At 57.9% G+C, this 16,498-nt stretch carries 13 protein-coding genes; all 13 read right to left on the bottom strand.

Annotated features, from left to right (window positions below; translation table 11 throughout):
* Positions 1 to 15: 15 nt before the first annotated feature.
* Positions 16 to 1,344, bottom strand: coding sequence for an ABC transporter permease (locus HW273_RS06290; RefSeq protein ID WP_179010966.1), 1,329 nt, complete (start codon positions 1,342 to 1,344; stop codon positions 16 to 18).
* On the bottom strand, positions 1,331 to 3,499 hold the full coding sequence (locus HW273_RS06285; RefSeq protein ID WP_243206756.1) for a COG1361 S-layer family protein: 2,169 nt from the start codon (positions 3,497 to 3,499) through the stop codon (positions 1,331 to 1,333). Before HW273_RS06285 ends, HW273_RS06290 begins: the two co-directional genes overlap by 14 nt.
* A gap of 33 nt (positions 3,500 to 3,532) precedes the next feature.
* Complete coding sequence (locus HW273_RS06280) at positions 3,533 to 4,345, bottom strand: ABC transporter ATP-binding protein (protein WP_179010965.1); 813 nt, start codon at positions 4,343 to 4,345, stop codon at positions 3,533 to 3,535.
* Positions 4,346 to 4,486: 141 nt separating this feature from the next.
* A complete protein-coding gene (gene serS / locus HW273_RS06275) occupies positions 4,487 to 5,803 on the bottom strand; it encodes a serine--tRNA ligase (protein WP_179010964.1) in 1,317 nt (438 codons plus the stop codon).
* Positions 5,804 to 5,874: 71 nt separating this feature from the next.
* Positions 5,875 to 6,546 carry a ribulose-phosphate 3-epimerase gene (gene rpe / locus HW273_RS06270; protein ID WP_179010963.1) on the bottom strand — a complete coding sequence of 224 codons (672 nt, stop codon included), beginning with the start codon at positions 6,544 to 6,546 and terminating at the stop codon, positions 5,875 to 5,877.
* Between the two features lie 11 nt (positions 6,547 to 6,557).
* Positions 6,558 to 7,463 carry a ribosome small subunit-dependent GTPase A gene (gene rsgA, locus HW273_RS06265; protein ID WP_179010962.1) on the bottom strand — a complete coding sequence of 302 codons (906 nt, stop codon included), beginning with the start codon at positions 7,461 to 7,463 and terminating at the stop codon, positions 6,558 to 6,560.
* A gap of 9 nt (positions 7,464 to 7,472) precedes the next feature.
* Complete coding sequence (gene pknB, locus HW273_RS06260) at positions 7,473 to 9,560, bottom strand: Stk1 family PASTA domain-containing Ser/Thr kinase (RefSeq protein WP_179010961.1); 2,088 nt, start codon at positions 9,558 to 9,560, stop codon at positions 7,473 to 7,475.
* Positions 9,557 to 10,300 (bottom strand): Stp1/IreP family PP2C-type Ser/Thr phosphatase, encoded by a 744-nt coding sequence (locus HW273_RS06255; RefSeq protein ID WP_179010960.1) that lies wholly within the window; start codon positions 10,298 to 10,300, stop codon positions 9,557 to 9,559. Before HW273_RS06255 ends, pknB begins: the two co-directional genes overlap by 4 nt.
* Before the next feature lie 14 nt (positions 10,301 to 10,314).
* Positions 10,315 to 11,388: a 23S rRNA (adenine(2503)-C(2))-methyltransferase RlmN gene (gene rlmN, locus HW273_RS06250; protein ID WP_179010959.1), complete on the bottom strand. Its 1,074-nt coding sequence runs from the start codon at positions 11,386 to 11,388 to the stop codon at positions 10,315 to 10,317.
* Positions 11,389 to 11,466: 78 nt separating this feature from the next.
* Positions 11,467 to 12,870: a transcription antitermination factor NusB gene (locus tag HW273_RS06245; protein WP_179010958.1), complete on the bottom strand. Its 1,404-nt coding sequence runs from the start codon at positions 12,868 to 12,870 to the stop codon at positions 11,467 to 11,469.
* The gene (gene fmt / locus HW273_RS06240) at positions 12,870 to 13,811 is read right to left on the bottom strand and encodes a methionyl-tRNA formyltransferase (protein ID WP_179010957.1); all 942 of its coding nucleotides are present in this window, start codon (positions 13,809 to 13,811) and stop codon (positions 12,870 to 12,872) included. Before fmt ends, HW273_RS06245 begins: the two co-directional genes overlap by 1 nt.
* 28 nt (positions 13,812 to 13,839) lie before the next feature.
* Entirely contained in the window at positions 13,840 to 14,361 is a 522-nt protein-coding gene (def, locus tag HW273_RS06235; RefSeq protein WP_179010956.1) for a peptide deformylase, read from the bottom strand.
* Between the two features lie 26 nt (positions 14,362 to 14,387).
* Entirely contained in the window at positions 14,388 to 16,496 is a 2,109-nt protein-coding gene (priA, locus tag HW273_RS06230) for a replication restart helicase PriA (protein WP_179010955.1), read from the bottom strand.
* Positions 16,497 to 16,498: the final 2 nt, after the last annotated feature.

The following is a 16,498-nucleotide window of genomic DNA, read 5'->3' as shown; positions in this document are numbered from 1 at the left end:
GGAAACTGCAGGCAGCTAATCGTTCCGGATCGCCGCCAGCGGACTCAGCTTCATCGCCCGCACCGCGGGAACGTAGCCGGAAACGGAGCCCACCAGCGTCGCAAAAACCACCGCAAAGCCGGCGAGCCAAAACGGAATCAGCGAGATACCGCCGGCGCTTCCGAACATCGACTCGCCCACGCTGCTCGTGAGCGTATTGATCAGGAGGGAGATCAGGAGGCTCAGCGTCAGCCCGACCGCACCGCCCAAAAGGCCGATGATGGCAGACTCTGTGAGAAACATATTGCGGATATCTCCCATATCGCAGCCCAGCACCTTCATGACACCGATCTCCTTGGTTCTCTCGTAGATCGACATCATCATGGTATTCATAATGCCGATCGCTGCGACGAGCAGCGATACCGCGCCGATGCCGCCCAGCACCATCTGCACGATGCCCATCTGCTTCTGGCTCTGCTCCAGCCACTCCATGTTGGAGTAGCAGTTATAGCCCTGATCGCTGATCAGCTTCTGTACTGCCGTGACATTCTTCATATCATCCACGAAGACATAGGCTGTGTCATAGACATAGTAATGGAGCGGCTTGCCGCTCTTGCTGGTTTTCGGATTCGGCACCAGATTCTTCTTATAAATGCGGCGCAGGAAATGCTTGAAGGTATCGATGTCGGCATAGATATTCATGGAATTCTCCGAGTAATCATCCTCCCCGCCCTCGATGACGCCGCTCGTCTGCAGCAGATACTTCTTCGCCGGCTGCGTATCGTTCCCGCTGCTGTTCTCGGAATTCTGGGTATAGCCCTGCGGAAAGCTGAAGAAAATCGTATCCTTATTCGGATCGATATTTCCGGGATTTTCCCAGTCGCCCCTTTTATAGAAATTGTTCCCGACACGGTTCCCATAGACCAGCGTAAGCTCTGACTGATTCGGCTTCGGAATCTCCCCGGACTTCAGGCGAAGCTGCTTGAGGAAATCCTGCGAAACGCCAATGATATCGAAGCTTCCGTTGTAAGCGCCGGACTTCGCGTCAACATAGACAGAGAGCGCCGGAGAGGTGCCGGTCACATGGGGGAGCGCGTCAAAATCACGAATGCTCTCGTCGGTCAGCTCCAGCTTCTTCTTATTCTTGCCCGAGCTGTCGCCGCCGTAATTCATCACGGTGATCATCGTGAGGGAGGCGGAATCCTGGAAGGATTTCAACAGTGAGGCACTCATCCCGAGCCCCAGACTGACCATCACGACGATGGACGCCGTGCCGATCACGACGCCCAGCACCGTAAGCACCGTCCGGGTCTTCCTTCTCTTTAGATTGCTGAAGCTCAGCTTCAGGAGATCAGATAGTCTCATCGTTCCTCTCGTTTTCTCTCTGCTTTCTCTGCCGTCTCTTTCGAATCGTCAGCACGGAAGCCGCCAGCGCCGCCGCAATCGCGACGAGAATTGCCGCCTTCTGTATGAGCCCGAGACTGCCGTCCGGCTTCTCCTGCATTCCCGGTTCCTCCATTTCGGGATCCGTTTCAACCGGCTCGGTGACGTAGAGCGTCACCTCGGTCTTTTCCTCGAAGGGGCTGCCGTTCACATCCTCATAACGAATCGTGACCGGAATCTTGCCCTCGTCCTCCGTTGCCGCCGTGCCGCTGAGCGTCACGTCCACATTTCCGGTCTTTCCCGGCTCGATATTTCCGACATAGGTCGAGATCTTCTTAATAGAGGGTGCCTCGAAGACCGCCTCCACATTGTAGAGGATGACCTTTCCGGTGTTGTTGATGCCGAAGGTGACATTGGATTCCGAGCCAACCTCGATGCTCTCCGGTGTCACCTCGAAATTCGAGGCGGAAAGCCGTGCATTCTGATAGATCGGAATATTGATATCGACCTTCTCGGATGCATTCTTGAACTCCGGAGAATCATACTTCTCCTCAACGGTGATCGGATAAGACTTCGGGTCTACGCCCGCCGCCGCCTCGAGCTGGAAGCTCAGGGTCGTCGTCTCTCCCGCCGCGAGCGAATTCACCACGACAGAATTCGCCCCGCCCTCCATATTGAAGACCGGCGTATCGCTGACCTTCGCCGAGCTCAGAGAAAAGAGGATATTGCTGGCATTGATGCTCGAGGAGGCATTCTTCATATTCAGAACCAGCTTGAACGGCTCTCCCGCATAGACCTTCTCCGGCTCGGTCGCATAGGAATCGACGATGATACGAGCCTTGGTGCGGTCATTCTCGTTGAATTCCCCCTTCGTGCTGCTGGAGTCGATCATCCCGCTGTTCCGGATATTCACGAAAAAGGTGTAGTCCTCCGTCACACTGACATTTGCCCCCGGCGCTCTCTTATAGCTCACGCGGTAATGCAGCGGATAGTAGCCCGTCGCAGCGTTCTGCTTGATCGACATGGAATAGGGTACGGAGATGCTTTCTCCCGCCTCCACCCTTTCATAATTTCTGTCATAATTCGCTTCGTTGATATTGAACGGAAAATCCTTGGATGCCTGCGACTTCGCGCTCTCTGTGAGCTGTACCGCGGACTTCTCGGCGAGGTTTGTATCCAGAGTGACCTTGACATCATAAACCGGCCTGCCGCTTCGATTCCGGAGGTTGACGCCGTAGTTCATCACATTCGGATAGACACCGGACGGCGTTTCCTGATTCTCTCCGATAACGAACGCCTGATCCTTGGTCTGTGTGCCGGGATTGCTGATGTCCCCGCTGGGCGCAATGAAGACATTGACAAACTCCGTTTTCACGAAAGAGCCCTGCGCGCCCGTGGAATTGGCGGGCACATCGTACCAGATCGTGAAGGGTACGCCGAAATAGCCGTCGCTGGTTTTGCCGGCATTATCCTTCATCGTGAGCGCGTCTGAGCGGACGGTGACATTGAAGGTCAGATCCAGATATTCGCCTTTTTTGAGTACCGCAGCGGTCTGCTCCTGCGTGAAAAGAGAGGCATTGATCTCGAAGGGATAAACGCCGCCATCCACGGGATAAGCATAGTTCATCCCGTTCTTTAACGCATTGCTCTTTCCGGACTGGTATCCCTCCTCCCACGCATCCTTCTGCTTACTGTCCTCCCCGTCCTCTCCCGTATCATTCTTGTAGGGATTGGATTTATGGGTCGTTCCCGGCTGGTTCACCGAGAGATAGCTCTGGTCATTGGAGAGTCGGACACGGACATTCCGGATTTCGTCCGTCGCCGGATTGTAAAGTCCGTTGACACCGTTGTAGCCGATCCGTACATGGATCTGCATATCCTGTCCCGGGTAGCCTGTCTGCATATCCGCAGCGTCATGGACGAAGGTATTCATATTGGTATTCACATAGGACGCTTCCGCGCTCATCGGTGCCTTCCCCGTAACACCTGTCGTCACAAGGACGAGGCTCAACAACGCCGCCCACAGCCTGTGAAAGCGAAAGCTATGCCGCTTTCCGCCTTTCGCAGGCATCGGCTGCGGCGCTTCCTCCCCCGTGGTGATCCTTCCGGCTGTTTCCCCCAAATAGTCCTTCCTCATCTTCCCTCTCTCCTCTGCTTTTCTGCCTTTCATCTATGCTGTGACAGGGTCTACTCTTGTGAACGGCAGCTCTCCGTTCTCCGCGAGAATCCGCTTCTCTATCTCGCTGCCCTCCCGATATACCGTCTCGACGATCCTGCCGTCGACGACGCGGAGCTGTCGATCTGCCCATCCCGCGATATGATTATCATGCGTCACCATAATGAGCGTCTTGTTCTGTTCCGTCACGATACGGCGCATCAGATTCAGAACATCCTCCGTCGTATGCGAGTCCAGATTTCCGGTCGGCTCATCCGCGAAGATGATCTTCGGCTCTATCACGAGCGCCCGCGCGATGCCGACCCGCTGCTGCTGCCCGCCGGACATCTGATTCGGCATGTGCTGCCCCTGATTCCCGATTCCCATCAGCTCCAGATACTTCCTAGCTGCCTTCATCCGCTTCGCCTCCGGAAGCCCCCGGAACATCAGCGGCATCGCGACATTCTCCAGCGCATTCATCGAGTTCAGCAGATTGTAGCTCTGGAAAATGAAGCCGACGTTCATCCGACGAAAGCGCACAAGCTCCGCCTCCGTCATCCGATCGATCCGTGCTCCTGCGATCTGGATCGCACCCTTCGATGGCTTCTCCAGACCCGCGAGCATATTCAGGCAGGTGGACTTCCCGGAACCGGAGGTGCCCACAATCGCGATGAACTCCCCCTGATAGATATCGAAGCTGACACCGTTCAGCGCGAAGACCTCATTGCTCCCGATATGAAAGATTTTGTACAGATCCCGCACCTTAATCAATGCTTCCAAGCTGCCTCCCCGCCCGTTTCCCGGCTCCTGCGACATTCCGTATTTCATCAGAAGTATACACTAAAGCCGCATTGCAATACAATTAATAATTTATTACAACTGTATTACTATGGATGATACAGTTGTGAAATCTTCCTGAAATGAAGAGGGGGGAGCCGGAAGGCTCCCCCCTCTTCATTTCAGGCGCTATCAGCTGTTTTTCTTTCCGGTGATGGAATTGTACTTCGGAATCAGGATCTCCTTGCCGCCCATGTACGGTCTCAGAACCTCCGGAATCGTCACGCTGCCGTCTGCCTGAAGCCGGTTCTCAAGGAAGGCGATCAGCATTCTCGGCGGCGCCACACAGGTATTGTTCAAGGTGTAGGCGAGATGGTTCTTCCCATCCTCCCCCTTGATGCGGATCTTCAGTCTCCGCGCCTGCGCGTCTCCCAGATTCGAGCAGGAGCCTACCTCGAAATACTTCTTCTGTCTCGGCGACCATGCCTCCACATCGCAGGATTTCACCTTGAGATCGGCAAGGTCTCCGGAGCAGCACTCGAGGGTACGAACCGGAATCTCCATGGAGCGGAAGAAGTCAACCGTGTTCTGCCAGAGCTTCTGATACCAGTCCATCGCCTGCTCCGGCTCACAGACGACAATCATCTCCTGCTTCTCGAACTGGTGGATGCGGTATACGCCGCGCTCCTCGATGCCGTGCGCACCCTTCTCCTTGCGGAAGCAGGGGGAATAGGAGGTGAGCGTCAGCGGAAGCTGCTCCGCCGGAAGGATCTGATCGATGAAGCGGCCGATCATGGAATGCTCCGAGGTGCCGATCAGGTAGAGATCCTCGCCCTCGATCTTGTACATCATCGCGTCCATCTCCGCGAAGGACATGACGCCGGTCACGACGTTGGAGCGGATCATGTACGGGGGGATCACATAGGTGAAGCCTCTGTCGATCATGAAGTCACGGGAATAGCTCAGAATCGCGGAATGCAGCCTCGCAATATCCCCGACCAGATAGTAGAAGCCGTTGCCTGCCACACGCCCCGCCGCATCGAGATCGATGCCGCCGAAGCTCTCCATGATGTCGGTGTGATACGGCACGGCAAAGTCCGGCACCACAGGTTCTCCGTAGCGCTGGTTCTCGACATTGTGAGAGTCATCCGGTCCGATCGGCACAGAGGGATCGATCATATTCGGAATGACCATCATTCGCTTCTGAACCTCCTCCCGAAGCAGCGGCTCCCGCTCCTCGAGCGCTTTCAGGCGGTCGGAAATCTCAGCAACCTCTGCCTTGACCTTCTCCGCCTCCTCTCTCCGGCCCTTCGCCATCAGCGCACCGATCTGCTTGGACACCTGATTCTTCCTGCTTCGAAGCTCATCCGCCTCCTGCTGTACCCTCCTCGACTCCGCATCGAGGCGGATAACCTCGTCTACCAGCTCCAGCTTCGAATCCTGGAACTTTTTCCTGATGTTTTCCTTCACAAGCGCAGGGTTTTCCCTGACGAATCTGATGTCTAGCATGGAATATCTTCCTCCCTCTGTTTGTTCATGAAGAGACGCTGTGCGGCGCTCTTTAACTCCCTATGATACCCTCATTTCCCCGCTTTTTCAAGTATGGATAGCAGTCCGCGGACGTTTTCCCCGATTTTATCCTGCGGGCGAAAGACGCTGGAGCCGGCAACGATAAAGTTCGCGCCGCTATCGACGATCTCCGGCAGGTTTCCCTCTGCCACGCCGCCGTCGATTCCGAGATTGAGAGGGAGCCCCAGCCTGTCCCGAAGCGCCGACAGCGCGCGAAGCTTGTCCAGTGTATAGGGGATCAGCTTCTGCCCGCCGAAGCCCGGATTCACGGACATAATCAGCACCATATCGACAAGCGGGAGAATCTGTTCTATCACAGAAACCGGGGTCGCAGGGTTCAGCGCCACCCCTGCCGAAGCGCCCAGCTCCCGGATCTGATTGAGCGCACGATCCAGATGCCGCGTCGCCTCCGCATGGATCGTGATCCGATCCGCTCCCGCCTCCCTTATATCCGCGAGGTAGCGCTCCGGCTGCTCCACCATCATGTGTACGTCGAAGAATGCCTCCGAAGCGCCGCGGAGCGTGGAGATCAGCGCGGGACCGAAGGAAATATTGGGGACGAAACAGCCATCCATGACGTCAAAATGGAAGCAGTCTGCTCCCGCCTCCTCTGCAATCCGAAGCGCCTCCCGAAGCGCGCCGAAGTCTGCCGCCAGAATAGACGGCGCTAAGACATAGTTCATTTTCCCTCTCCTTAATAGCGTTCCATGTCCCGAAGCTCCAGATAGAGCTGCCGGTAGCTCTGGTAGCGTTCCTCCGAAATCCCGCCCTCCTCTACTGCGCGCTTCACGGCGCAGACCGCCCTGCCCTCCCCGATGTGTACACAGGTATGGTAGCGGCACCTCGTACGGTACGGCTCGAACTCCGGGTAATAGTACATCAGCCGCTCCGAGGGAACCTCCGTCACGAATAGAGAGGTGAAGCCCGGCGTATCCAGCACATAGGTTTCATCGTCCAGATAGAAGAACTCCGTATGGCGCGTCGTGTTCTTCCCCCGCGCGATCCGACGGGAAAGCTCCCCCGTCTCCATCTGCGCCATCGGATGGATCCAGTTGGTAATGCTGGACTTCCCCACACCGGAGGGACCGGAGAGCACTGTCGTCTTCCCCCTGAGTATGCGGAGAACCTCCTCCCGGAAGTGCTCCTCCCTCGTGTTCAGCACGAGCACCGGATAGCCCGCTCTCTCATAGATTTCCCGAAGATGTGCAGCGTAGCAGCTGTCCTCCTCACTTTCACAAAGGTCGCTCTTATTGAAGAAGATAACCGTCGGGATCTCCCGCCGCTCCATATTGATCAGGAAACGATCCAGCACGTTCAGGCTGGGAGCAGGGTTCCGCAGCGAAAAGATCACGACCGCCTGATCGACATTGCTGACCTCCGGCCGAATCAGCTCGTTTTTCCGCGGCAGGATGCGGACAACATTCCCCGTCCGCTCCTTTTCCGAATCCTCCACCGGTGTGAGCTCTACGAGGTCTCCCACCAGCGGCTTCTCCCTCCGGTTCCGGAAGCTCCCCTTCGCGCGGCACTCGTAGTCTCCCTCCCTCGTATGCACATAGTAGAAGCCCCCGATGCCCTTGAAAATCTTTCCCTTTAAATTCATGCTGTTCCCTTATGGTGCAAATTCCACCTCATAGGATGCGAGAATGCTGTCATTCTCCGCATCCACGATCTCGACGGTTCCGGTCGGGATCCCCTCCGCGCCCTTGATGCGCGAGTATACCACCTGCAGCTCCGTGCCGAGGCTGTAGCTTCTGGCGCTTTGCAGGCTGGTATAGATGCTTTCCCCGTTGATATCCTGCCGAAGCCGGATGGAAACCAGCATTTTCCCCTCGATTCCGGGACCGCCTGTCCCGAGCTTCACCGTCCGGTTGAGGCTGCCGTACCAGTAGCTCCGCGTACTCTGCCGGCTCTCCTGCGGCGCGCTCCCCGTGCCGGAGCTGACAGTGATATCCACCGTCGTGCCCTTGTTCAGGATTGTCCCCTCCTCATAGCTCTGTCCGAGGATGATGCCGTATTCCATATCCGCACTCGGGGCATAGCGCAGCTCTCCGAGCTGCAGGGAGGCGTCCTGCAGGAGCGCCTCTGCCTCCTCCACCGAATATCCGATCAGTCTCGGTGTCACCGCCCGATCCTTGGCAGAGCCCTGGCTGACGATGATCTGCAGCTCCTCCGCACCGCCCGTATCCGGCTTGTTGGTCGAGATCACATTGCCCTCCCTGACCTCATCCGAAAACTCCATGCTGTAGCGAAACGGGATGTTTCTGTCCTCCAGCTCCTTTCGAAGCTCTGAAAAGCGCATATTATGCAGCATGTCCAGATTCTCCGGTGCTGCAGGATCGTAGAAGCTAAGCGTCAGAGGTCCTCTGGAAACCGTTACCGGCACCGTATCTCCGGAAGCATAGTTTCCATCCGGATAGCTGACAATCTGTCCCTCCGGGTAACTGTCCGAAAACTCCGAGCCCTCTCTTCGGAGACGCAGCCCGTAGTCTCCGAGATAAACGCTCGCCTCCTCCACTGTCTTCCCGATGATGTTCGGGAGACGGGTCTCCAGTGCCGAGATCGTGATATTCACCGGCTCCGTGAGGCTCTCCGCCATGCTTTCCTGTGCCGCCGTCGTCTCCCTCTGCGATGCGGAATGCAGAATACGAAAGAGCTGGAAGACGAGAAAGAGCAGCAGCAGGACGATCATCCCTACACAGGCAGCCGCGATCCCGCGGTAGAGCATATTCATTTTGCCTCGGACATCCTGATTCCCGTCCTCTGCTGTCTCCCTCTGTCCGCTTCCCTTCCCGTTCGCCCTGTCCGATCTCCCGGCGGCGGAAAGCCGCATGTCCTCCGTCGTCTCCGGAATCTCGATGAAGCTGCCGTCCGGCTGCTCCAACGCTCTCTGGAGATCCTCTCCGAGCTCTCCGATGTGCTGATAACGGAGCTCCGGATTTTTCAGCATGCACTTGTATACAGCGAGATCCAATGCCGGATAGACCTCGGCGACGAGCTCGGATACCCGCGGCACCGGATCCTCCAGATGAGAGAACATGACAGACACGCTGGTATCGCCGTCATAGGGCACCCTTCCGGTCAGCATCTCATAGAGCGTGCAGCCGAAGGAATAGATGTCAGAGCGCTCGTCCGAGGCGCCGGAGCGCGCCTGCTCCGGAGAGATATAGTGTACCGATCCCATGACCGTCGCATTGACCGTCTGCTGCGTCGCGGCACGGGCAATACCGAAGTCTGCTACCTTGACGACGCCGTCCGTGCTGACGATCATATTCTGCGGCTTGATATCGCGATGAACGATCCCCATTTTATGCGCCTGCTCGATCCCGTCGATGACCTGCAGTGCAATGCCGATCGTCTCCCGGTTGTTCAGCCTGCTCTTCCGCTGGATGTAGTTTTTCAGGGTAATTCCCTCGACGAGCTCCATCACGATATAATGAAGCTTCGCCGCGTCGTCGTCGATGACGTCGTATGCCGCGACGATATTCGGGTGGTTCAGCTTCGCCGCCGCCTGCGCCTCATTCTGAAACTTACGGATAAACTCCTCATCCTCGCAGTACTCCTCCTTCAGCAGCTTGATGGCGACCGGGCGGCGCATCCGCTGATCCTCGGCGCGGTAGACATAGCTCATGCCGCCCTGTCCGATCACTGATTCGATCAGGTATCGCTCGTTCAGTAGCATTCCGTTCTCCAGCTTCATACCGCAGTCTCCTCTCCGAGGGGATCGATCAGGATCACACCGATGTTGTCCCTGCCGCCATTGATATTCGCCATATCGATCAGCGCCTGTGTCTTGCTCCGGACGGGGGCACTGTCCAATGCGATACTAAGCATGCTCTCATTGTCTACCATATTGCTGAGCCCGTCGGAGCAGAGCAGGACGAAGTCCCCCTCCGTGAGCTCCAGCTCGAAGAAGTCCGCCTCCACCGTCTCTTCGATGCCGACGGCGCGGGTAATAATGTTCTTCGAATGCTGATACTCCTCGGAGCCTCTCCGCATCATCCCCCTGCCGACCATCTCCTCCACGAAGCTGTGATCGCGGGTAATCTGCCGTATCCTGCCGTCGTGGATCAGATACGCCCTGGAATCGCCGATATTGGCAATCGTCATCGTCCTGTCCTCTATGACGGCGCAGACAAGGGTGCTGCCCATACCGCGCAGACTCTCATTCTCCATAGAAAGGCGATAAAGCGCCTCGTTCACGCGTCCGATCTTCTTCTCGAGGAGACGCACCAGCGGCAGCTCTGCGGTCTCTGAAAGCTCTGTGCGGAGCTGCTCCACCAGAAAGCGGGAGGCATAGTCCCCCGCCCTGTGTCCTCCCATGCCGTCTGCCAGCAGGAAAAGATTCGGAAGCGATCCGAGCGGCTGATCCGTCGCGAAGACGAAATCCTGATTCATTCGCCGCTTCCTCCCCTTATCTGTTTTCGCAAAGAATTCCATCTGTCTCCCCCGCCTCAGCGCTCTGCTGTCTCCTCCCTGAGATAATCCCGCCGCAGCTGTCCGCAGGCGCCGGAAATATCCGAGCCCATCTCTCTTCGTATCGTCGCATTGATCCCATTCCTGCACAGCAGCTGCCGGAATGCCTCGACGCTTCTCCGCTCCGGTCTTTTCCAGCCCCGTTCCCGGATGGGGTTGACGGGAATCAGGTTCACATGGCACTGGCAGCTCCCGCCGCGCTTCCAGTTCCCGAGCAGCCGCGCAAGCTCCCTTGCCTCATCCTCCGTGTCGTTTACGCCCTGCACTACGGAATATTCGAAGGTGACGCGGCGTCCGGTCTTCTCAAAATAGTATTCCATCGCCGGAAGCACCTCCTGGAGGGAATAACGCCTCGCGATCGGCATCAGCGTCTGCCGCACCGTATCGTTCGGCGCATGGAGACTGAGCGCCAAAGTAATGGCATAGCCCTCCGAAGCGAGCTGCCGGATCTCAGACGGCAGCCCGCAGGTCGAGACAGTGATATTCCTCTGAGAAATATGCAGTCCGTTCTCATCCGAGATCATGCGGAGAAAGCGCGTCAGCTCCGGATAATTGTCCAGCGGCTCGCCGGAGCCCATGACGACGACATTGGAAACCCGCTCGCGGGTCAGCCTCTGAATCTGATAGATCTGCGCAAGCATCTCTCCGCTGCTGAGGCTCCGCGCGAGCCCGTCCAGCGTGGAGGCGCAGAAGCGACAGCCCATGCGGCAGCCGACCTGACTGGAAATGCAGACCGAATTGCCATGCCGGTACTTCATCCAGACCGATTCGATCACATGCCCGTCCTCCAGCCGGAAGATAAACTTCTTCGTACCGTCCAGCTTCGATTCCGGCACCGCGACAGGCTCCGGCAACGCGACAGAATAGCTGCGGCTGAGCTTCTCCCGAAGTGCCGTCCCCAGATTCGTCATTTCCGCATAGCTGCCGGCGAGCTTCCGATGCAGCCACGCATAGAGCTGCTTCGCACGGAATGCCTGCTCTCCCGCTTCGAGGAGAATTTCGGTGAGCTCGCCAAGCTCCAGATCACGAAGCGATTTCTTTATTTCATTCATTAATATATAGATCCCCCGTCATACAGGCATGCACATGAAGCGATGTGTAAGCAACGCGTAGACCTTACATTGCGTCAATTATTCCTTTTTGAATTCTGCGATATAGAAGCCGTCCGAGGGCTGTCCCGGCAGCAGCTTCTGTTCCCGCAGCAACCGAAGCCCCAGCTCCCTCTCGATGAAGTCCCGGTTCTGCTCATTCTCCTCCCGCGTGAGCGTGCAGGTCGAGTAGAGAAGCCGTCCGCCCCGCCGGACATAGTCCTTCGCGACCGTCAATATTTCCCGCTGCAGCGCCTGCAGCCCCCGTATCCCGTCAAGACTCGCGCTGTAACGGATATCCGGCTTCTTTTTCAGGATGCCGAGTCCGGAGCAGGGGAGGTCGCAGAGCACGATATCCGCCCTGCCTTCCCCGTCCGGCGTAAGCAGACTCTCATCCCTTATCCGTGCATCCCAGACCTTGGTTTTCAGATTCGTGAGACGAAGCCGTCGGCGGTTCTCCTCAATCAGCACCGTTTTCTCCTTCGAGAGATCCCGCGCCGAAACCTCGCCGTTCCCCTTGAGCAGCTCCGCGATATGACATGCCTTGCCGCCCGGCGCCGCGCAGAGATCCACGACCAGATCCCCCGGCTTAGGATCAGCGAGCAGCCCGACCTGCTGTGAACTGTAATCCTGTACCGTCATCTCTCCGGACTTGAAATCAGCCCGCTCCGAAAGGTTGCCGCCAAGCTGCGCGCTGTGCCCGTCACGGTAGCGCACGAAGCTCCGATTCTCCTCTGAGAGAAAATACTCCCCCATGCGGATCGTCTCCCCTCTGCCATAGCACAGGACGAGATATTCAAAGAGCCATTCCGGAAGACTATAGCGGATGAAAAGCGGCGTTTCCTCTTCGTTTCGAAGCCGCTCGAAAATCTGCGCCTTTTCCCGCTCGATGCTGCGGAGCACCGCATTGACATAGGCAGAAAGTCCGCTGAGCCCCCTTTTCTTGCAGAGCTTTACTGACTCGTTGACAGCGGCGCTGTCCGGCACCCTGTCCATATAGAGGATCTGATACGCGCCTATGCGAAGAATGTTCCGAATCAGCGGCTTCATCTTCTTCACCTTTATCTTCGAATAATCGTTCAGGAGATAGTCCAGCTGGATCGAAAGCTCGATTGTTCCCTCACAGAGCCGCGTAAGGAAAGCGCGGTCGCGCTCAGGCATAGAGGGATACTTCCGCAGGGTCTCCCGGAGGGCAAGATGCGAAAATCTGCCATCCTCCAGAATATCCATCAGGACAGCGAGCGCCACAGCACGCGGATCCTCCCTGCTGCTCTCCGTCCGGGGGTGCGGCGCAGCAGCTCCCCTTCGCGCCGCTATGCTGTCCTGCCTGCCGCGCCTCCTCCCGTCCTGCCTGCCGCCTGCCGGGCGTCTGCCCTGCATAGCCGGCGCACTGTGCCGCCTCTCCTCTTTCCCTCCGCCGCCTTGCACTTCTCTTCTTTCCTGCATCAGAATTGATACCCCCGAAGAAACTCCTCTGTCCTCATCCTCTTCTTTCCCTCCAGCTGCAGCTCGAGGATCCGGAGCACGCCCTCTCCGCAGCGCGCATAGAGCACCCTGCCATCCGTATAGAGACTGCCGTTACCCGGAAGCGCGGCACAGCAGCGGACACCTTCTCCGGAAAGCGCCGCGCTGTCCGCAAGCTCCGTCTCCCAGAGCTTCAGCTGCCTGCCGCGGAGCTCTGTAAATGCCGACGGCCAGGGATTCAGCCCGCGCACCATCCGTTCAATCTTCTCCGCACTCTCGCTCCAATCGATCCGTCCGCTCTGCTTCGTGAACATCCCGACCTTCGTCGCCTCCAGCGCATTCTGCGGCGTCCGCGGCATCGTCCCTGCCTCGAGATCCGCGATCGTCTTCACGAGGAGCTCCCCGCCGAGCGGCGCAAGCTTACGGAAAAGGCTGCCGCCCGTCTCCCTCTTGTCCAGCGGGATGGAAGCCTGCTCGAGGATATCCCCATCGTCCAGTCCGACATCCATCATCATCGTCGTGACGCCTGCGCGCTCGTCCCCGTTCAGCACCGCCCACTGGATCGGCGATGCGCCGCGGTACTTCGGAAGGAGTGAAGCATGCACATTGATGCAGCCGTAGCGCGGGATCTCCAGCACCTCTCTCGGGAGAATCTGTCCGAATGCCGTAACCGCAATCAGCTCCGGCGCGATTTCGCGGAGCTGCTCCTGTGCCGCCGTATCCTGCCGGAGCCTCTCCGGCGTAATCACCGGTATCCCCTGCGCCTCCGCGAAGAGACGCACCTCTGACTTCTGCAGTGCTCCGTGCCGTCCTCTCGGCCTATCCGGCTGCGTCACCACGAGCGGGATCTCATGTCCCGCCCGCACCAGCGCCGCCAGCGTGGCCACCGCAAAATCCGGCGTCCCCATAAATACGATTCTCATTCCTTACGCCTCCTGCCGATACAGCGTCTCAGCCGAGCGCCGCCTCGTTTCCCTCTTCCTCCGTATTCTCCTCCACCAGCTCCTCGTACTCCACGTCCTCCAGCTCTCCCTCGGCCTTTGTGCGATAAAGGATGCCGTGGAGGTGATCGTTCTCGTGCTGCATCGCACGGGCGAGGAAGCCCTCCGCGTCGAACTCGATCGCCGCAAAATCCTCATTTCTCGCCCTGACATGTACCCGCATCGGGCGGGTTACGATGCCCTGCTTGCCCGGAATGGAGAGGCAGCCCTCCTCTCCGGTCTGCAGCTCCTCTCCGATCGGCGTAAGCTCCGGATTGATGCAGACAAATCGGTTCCCGTCTCCGATGTCCACAACGAAGATCTGCTTCAATATGCCGACCTGCGGGGCGGCGAGTCCGACCCCCTGCTCCCTGTACATCGTTTCAAACATATCCTGAATCAGCTCCCGGGTGCGCTCTGTCAGCTCCCGCACCGGCTTGCATTCCTTCTCCAGGATCGGATCTCCGTCTATGCGAATCGTTCTCAACGCCATAATATTTATACTTCCTCTCTGTTCTCTCACTGTATGTCATAGTTCAGAAGAAGCTGTCCCCGTCGGTCGTGCTTTCTCAGCCGCGCGGCGAAGCCCTCTCTGAGCTTAATGATTATAGCATGCTCCCTGTGCTTAATATACACGATTTTTCGGAAAATGTCTTTCAGCTTGTAGACCGTCGCATTAAAGGGGCCCAGCAGCTCCGCCTCAGATTCCGCAGCATATGGCAGCAGCTCCCGCACCGTCTCCTGTGCGATCGCATTCAGCAGATCCTCGTCGCCGGCACTGAGCTGTATCGTAAGCAGGTATTCGCAGGGCGGGTAGCCGAGCCGCCTTCGAAACTGCATTTCGCGCTCATAAAAGCCTCTGTAATCCTGCTTCTGTGAGAGCTGTATCGCATAATGCTCCGGCTGATAGGTCTGAATGATGACATTGCCCGGCGTCTCTCCCCGTCCGGCACGCCCCGCCGCCTGTGTGAGGAGCTGGAAGGTTCGCTCCTGTGCCGTGAAGTCCGGTGCCGAAAGGCTCATATCCGCAGCAATCATCCCGACCAGCGTGACATTCGGAAAGTCATGCCCCTTGACGATCATCTGCGTCCCGATCAGGATGTCCGCCTCCTGCTTCCGGAATGCCGAAAGGATCGCCTCGTGTCCGCCCTTCCGCCGCGTCGTATCCGCATCCATTCTGAGAATGCGCGCCTCCGGGAAGCGCTCTCTGGTAAAGCTCTCGAGCTTCTCCGTCCCGAAGCCGAAGGGCGCGATATAGGGGCTCCCGCAGCTCGGACACTTCTGCATCAGCCGCTTGGCATATCCGCAGTAATGGCAGCGCAGGATGCCGTCCCGGTGCAGGGTGAGGCTCACATCGCAGTGCGGACACTTCACCGCCTCTCCGCAGCTCCTGCAGCTGATGAAGCTGGAATAGCCGCGGCGATTCAGAAAGAGCATACTCTGCTCCCCACGTCGAAGCGTCTCCGAAAGTAAGGACGAAAGGCGCTCCGAAAAAATCGAACGGTTTCCCCGTTTAAGCTCCTCCCGGAGATCGGCGATCTCCAGGACGGGCAGACGGCTGCCCGCCTTCGCCCGCCGGGAGAGCGTCAGCAGCCGAACCTCCCCCTCCTCCGCGAGATGAAACAGGCGGAGGGAGGGCGTGGCAGAGCCGTAGACGAGCGGACAGCCCGCGATCCTCGCCCGTTCCCATGCGACCTCTCTGGTCTCATAGCGGGGTGCGGTCTCCGACTTGTATGCCGCCTCGTGCTCCTCGTCCATAACGAGCAGTCCGAGCCGCGCAAAGGGAGCAAAGACCGCGGAGCGGGGCCCGATCAGAATATCTACCTCTCCCCTCTCGCATCTCCGGTACTGCTCGAAACGCTCCCCCATGCTCATACGGGAATGCAGCACCGCGACCCTTCCGCGAAAGCGACGAGAAACACGAAGGACGGTCTGGTAGGTCAGAGAGATCTCCGGAATCAGAAATATGATCTGTCTTCCCGCCCGCAGAACCTCGTCCATGATATGCAGGTAAACCTCTGTCTTCCCGGAGCCGGTGACGCCGTGGAGAAGATAGCGTACCGCCCCATGCTCCGGCGAAAGAGCCCTTTCCCCCGAAGATACCGCATTGCTATCGGAAGAACCCGCATTACTCTCCGAAGATGCAGCATTTTTCTCTGAAAAGACGGCATCATCCGCTGAGAGGCTCCGTCGAAAGCCCCGGAGCACCTCCTCCACCGCCCGCTGCTGCTCCGCATTCAGACAGACCTCCCTGTCCTCCTCGGACAGATAACGCATAAGCGGATCAATCCGTCTCCGATTCTTCCCTACGGCGCGCTTCACCGGAAGCACGGTTTTCAGGCATTGGTTCAGGGTCGTGCCATATTCCTCCGACATCCATACGGCGAGGCGGATCAGCTGCTCCTGCATGGTGACCGCGCCCTCCACTCTCCCAAAAAGCTCCCGCAGCTTCTCCGGCGCATAGCCCGTCTTCTCCGTGAGCTCCAGCACATAGCCGGTTTTCCTGAGATGACCAAAGGGGATAGAAACTCTATCCCCTGCTTTCACCTGCATCCCCTCCGGAACACGATAGGTATAGGCATGATTCAACGCCTCATTTGTGATATCGATGATGACCTGCGCGTACAAAG

The organism is Oribacterium sp. oral taxon 102 (assembly GCF_013394775.1).
GTDB lineage: Bacteria > Bacillota > Clostridia > Lachnospirales > Lachnospiraceae > Oribacterium.
Note: the sequence above shows the minus strand (reverse complement) of the source record. Positions and strands in the feature narration are given on the sequence as shown.

What these genes read in the sequence shown, in the direction of transcription:
- HW273_RS06290 (WP_179010966.1), bottom strand. Translation starts at nt 1,344, where the DNA reads ATGAGACTATCTGATCTCCTGAAGCTGAGCTTCAGCAATCTAAAGAGA.
- HW273_RS06285 (WP_243206756.1), bottom strand. Translation starts at nt 3,499, where the DNA reads ATGAGGAAGGACTATTTGGGGGAAACAGCCGGAAGGATCACCACGGGG.
- HW273_RS06280 (WP_179010965.1), bottom strand. Translation starts at nt 4,345, where the DNA reads ATGAAATACGGAATGTCGCAGGAGCCGGGAAACGGGCGGGGAGGCAGC.
- serS (WP_179010964.1), bottom strand. Translation starts at nt 5,803, where the DNA reads ATGCTAGACATCAGATTCGTCAGGGAAAACCCTGCGCTTGTGAAGGAA.
- rpe (WP_179010963.1), bottom strand. Translation starts at nt 6,546, where the DNA reads ATGAACTATGTCTTAGCGCCGTCTATTCTGGCGGCAGACTTCGGCGCG.
- rsgA (WP_179010962.1), bottom strand. Translation starts at nt 7,463, where the DNA reads ATGAATTTAAAGGGAAAGATTTTCAAGGGCATCGGGGGCTTCTACTAT.
- pknB (WP_179010961.1), bottom strand. Translation starts at nt 9,560, where the DNA reads ATGAAGCTGGAGAACGGAATGCTACTGAACGAGCGATACCTGATCGAA.
- HW273_RS06255 (WP_179010960.1), bottom strand. Translation starts at nt 10,300, where the DNA reads ATGGAATTCTTTGCGAAAACAGATAAGGGGAGGAAGCGGCGAATGAAT.
- rlmN (WP_179010959.1), bottom strand. Translation starts at nt 11,388, where the DNA reads ATGAATGAAATAAAGAAATCGCTTCGTGATCTGGAGCTTGGCGAGCTC.
- HW273_RS06245 (WP_179010958.1), bottom strand. Translation starts at nt 12,870, where the DNA reads ATGCAGGAAAGAAGAGAAGTGCAAGGCGGCGGAGGGAAAGAGGAGAGG.
- fmt (WP_179010957.1), bottom strand. Translation starts at nt 13,811, where the DNA reads ATGAGAATCGTATTTATGGGGACGCCGGATTTTGCGGTGGCCACGCTG.
- def (WP_179010956.1), bottom strand. Translation starts at nt 14,361, where the DNA reads ATGGCGTTGAGAACGATTCGCATAGACGGAGATCCGATCCTGGAGAAG.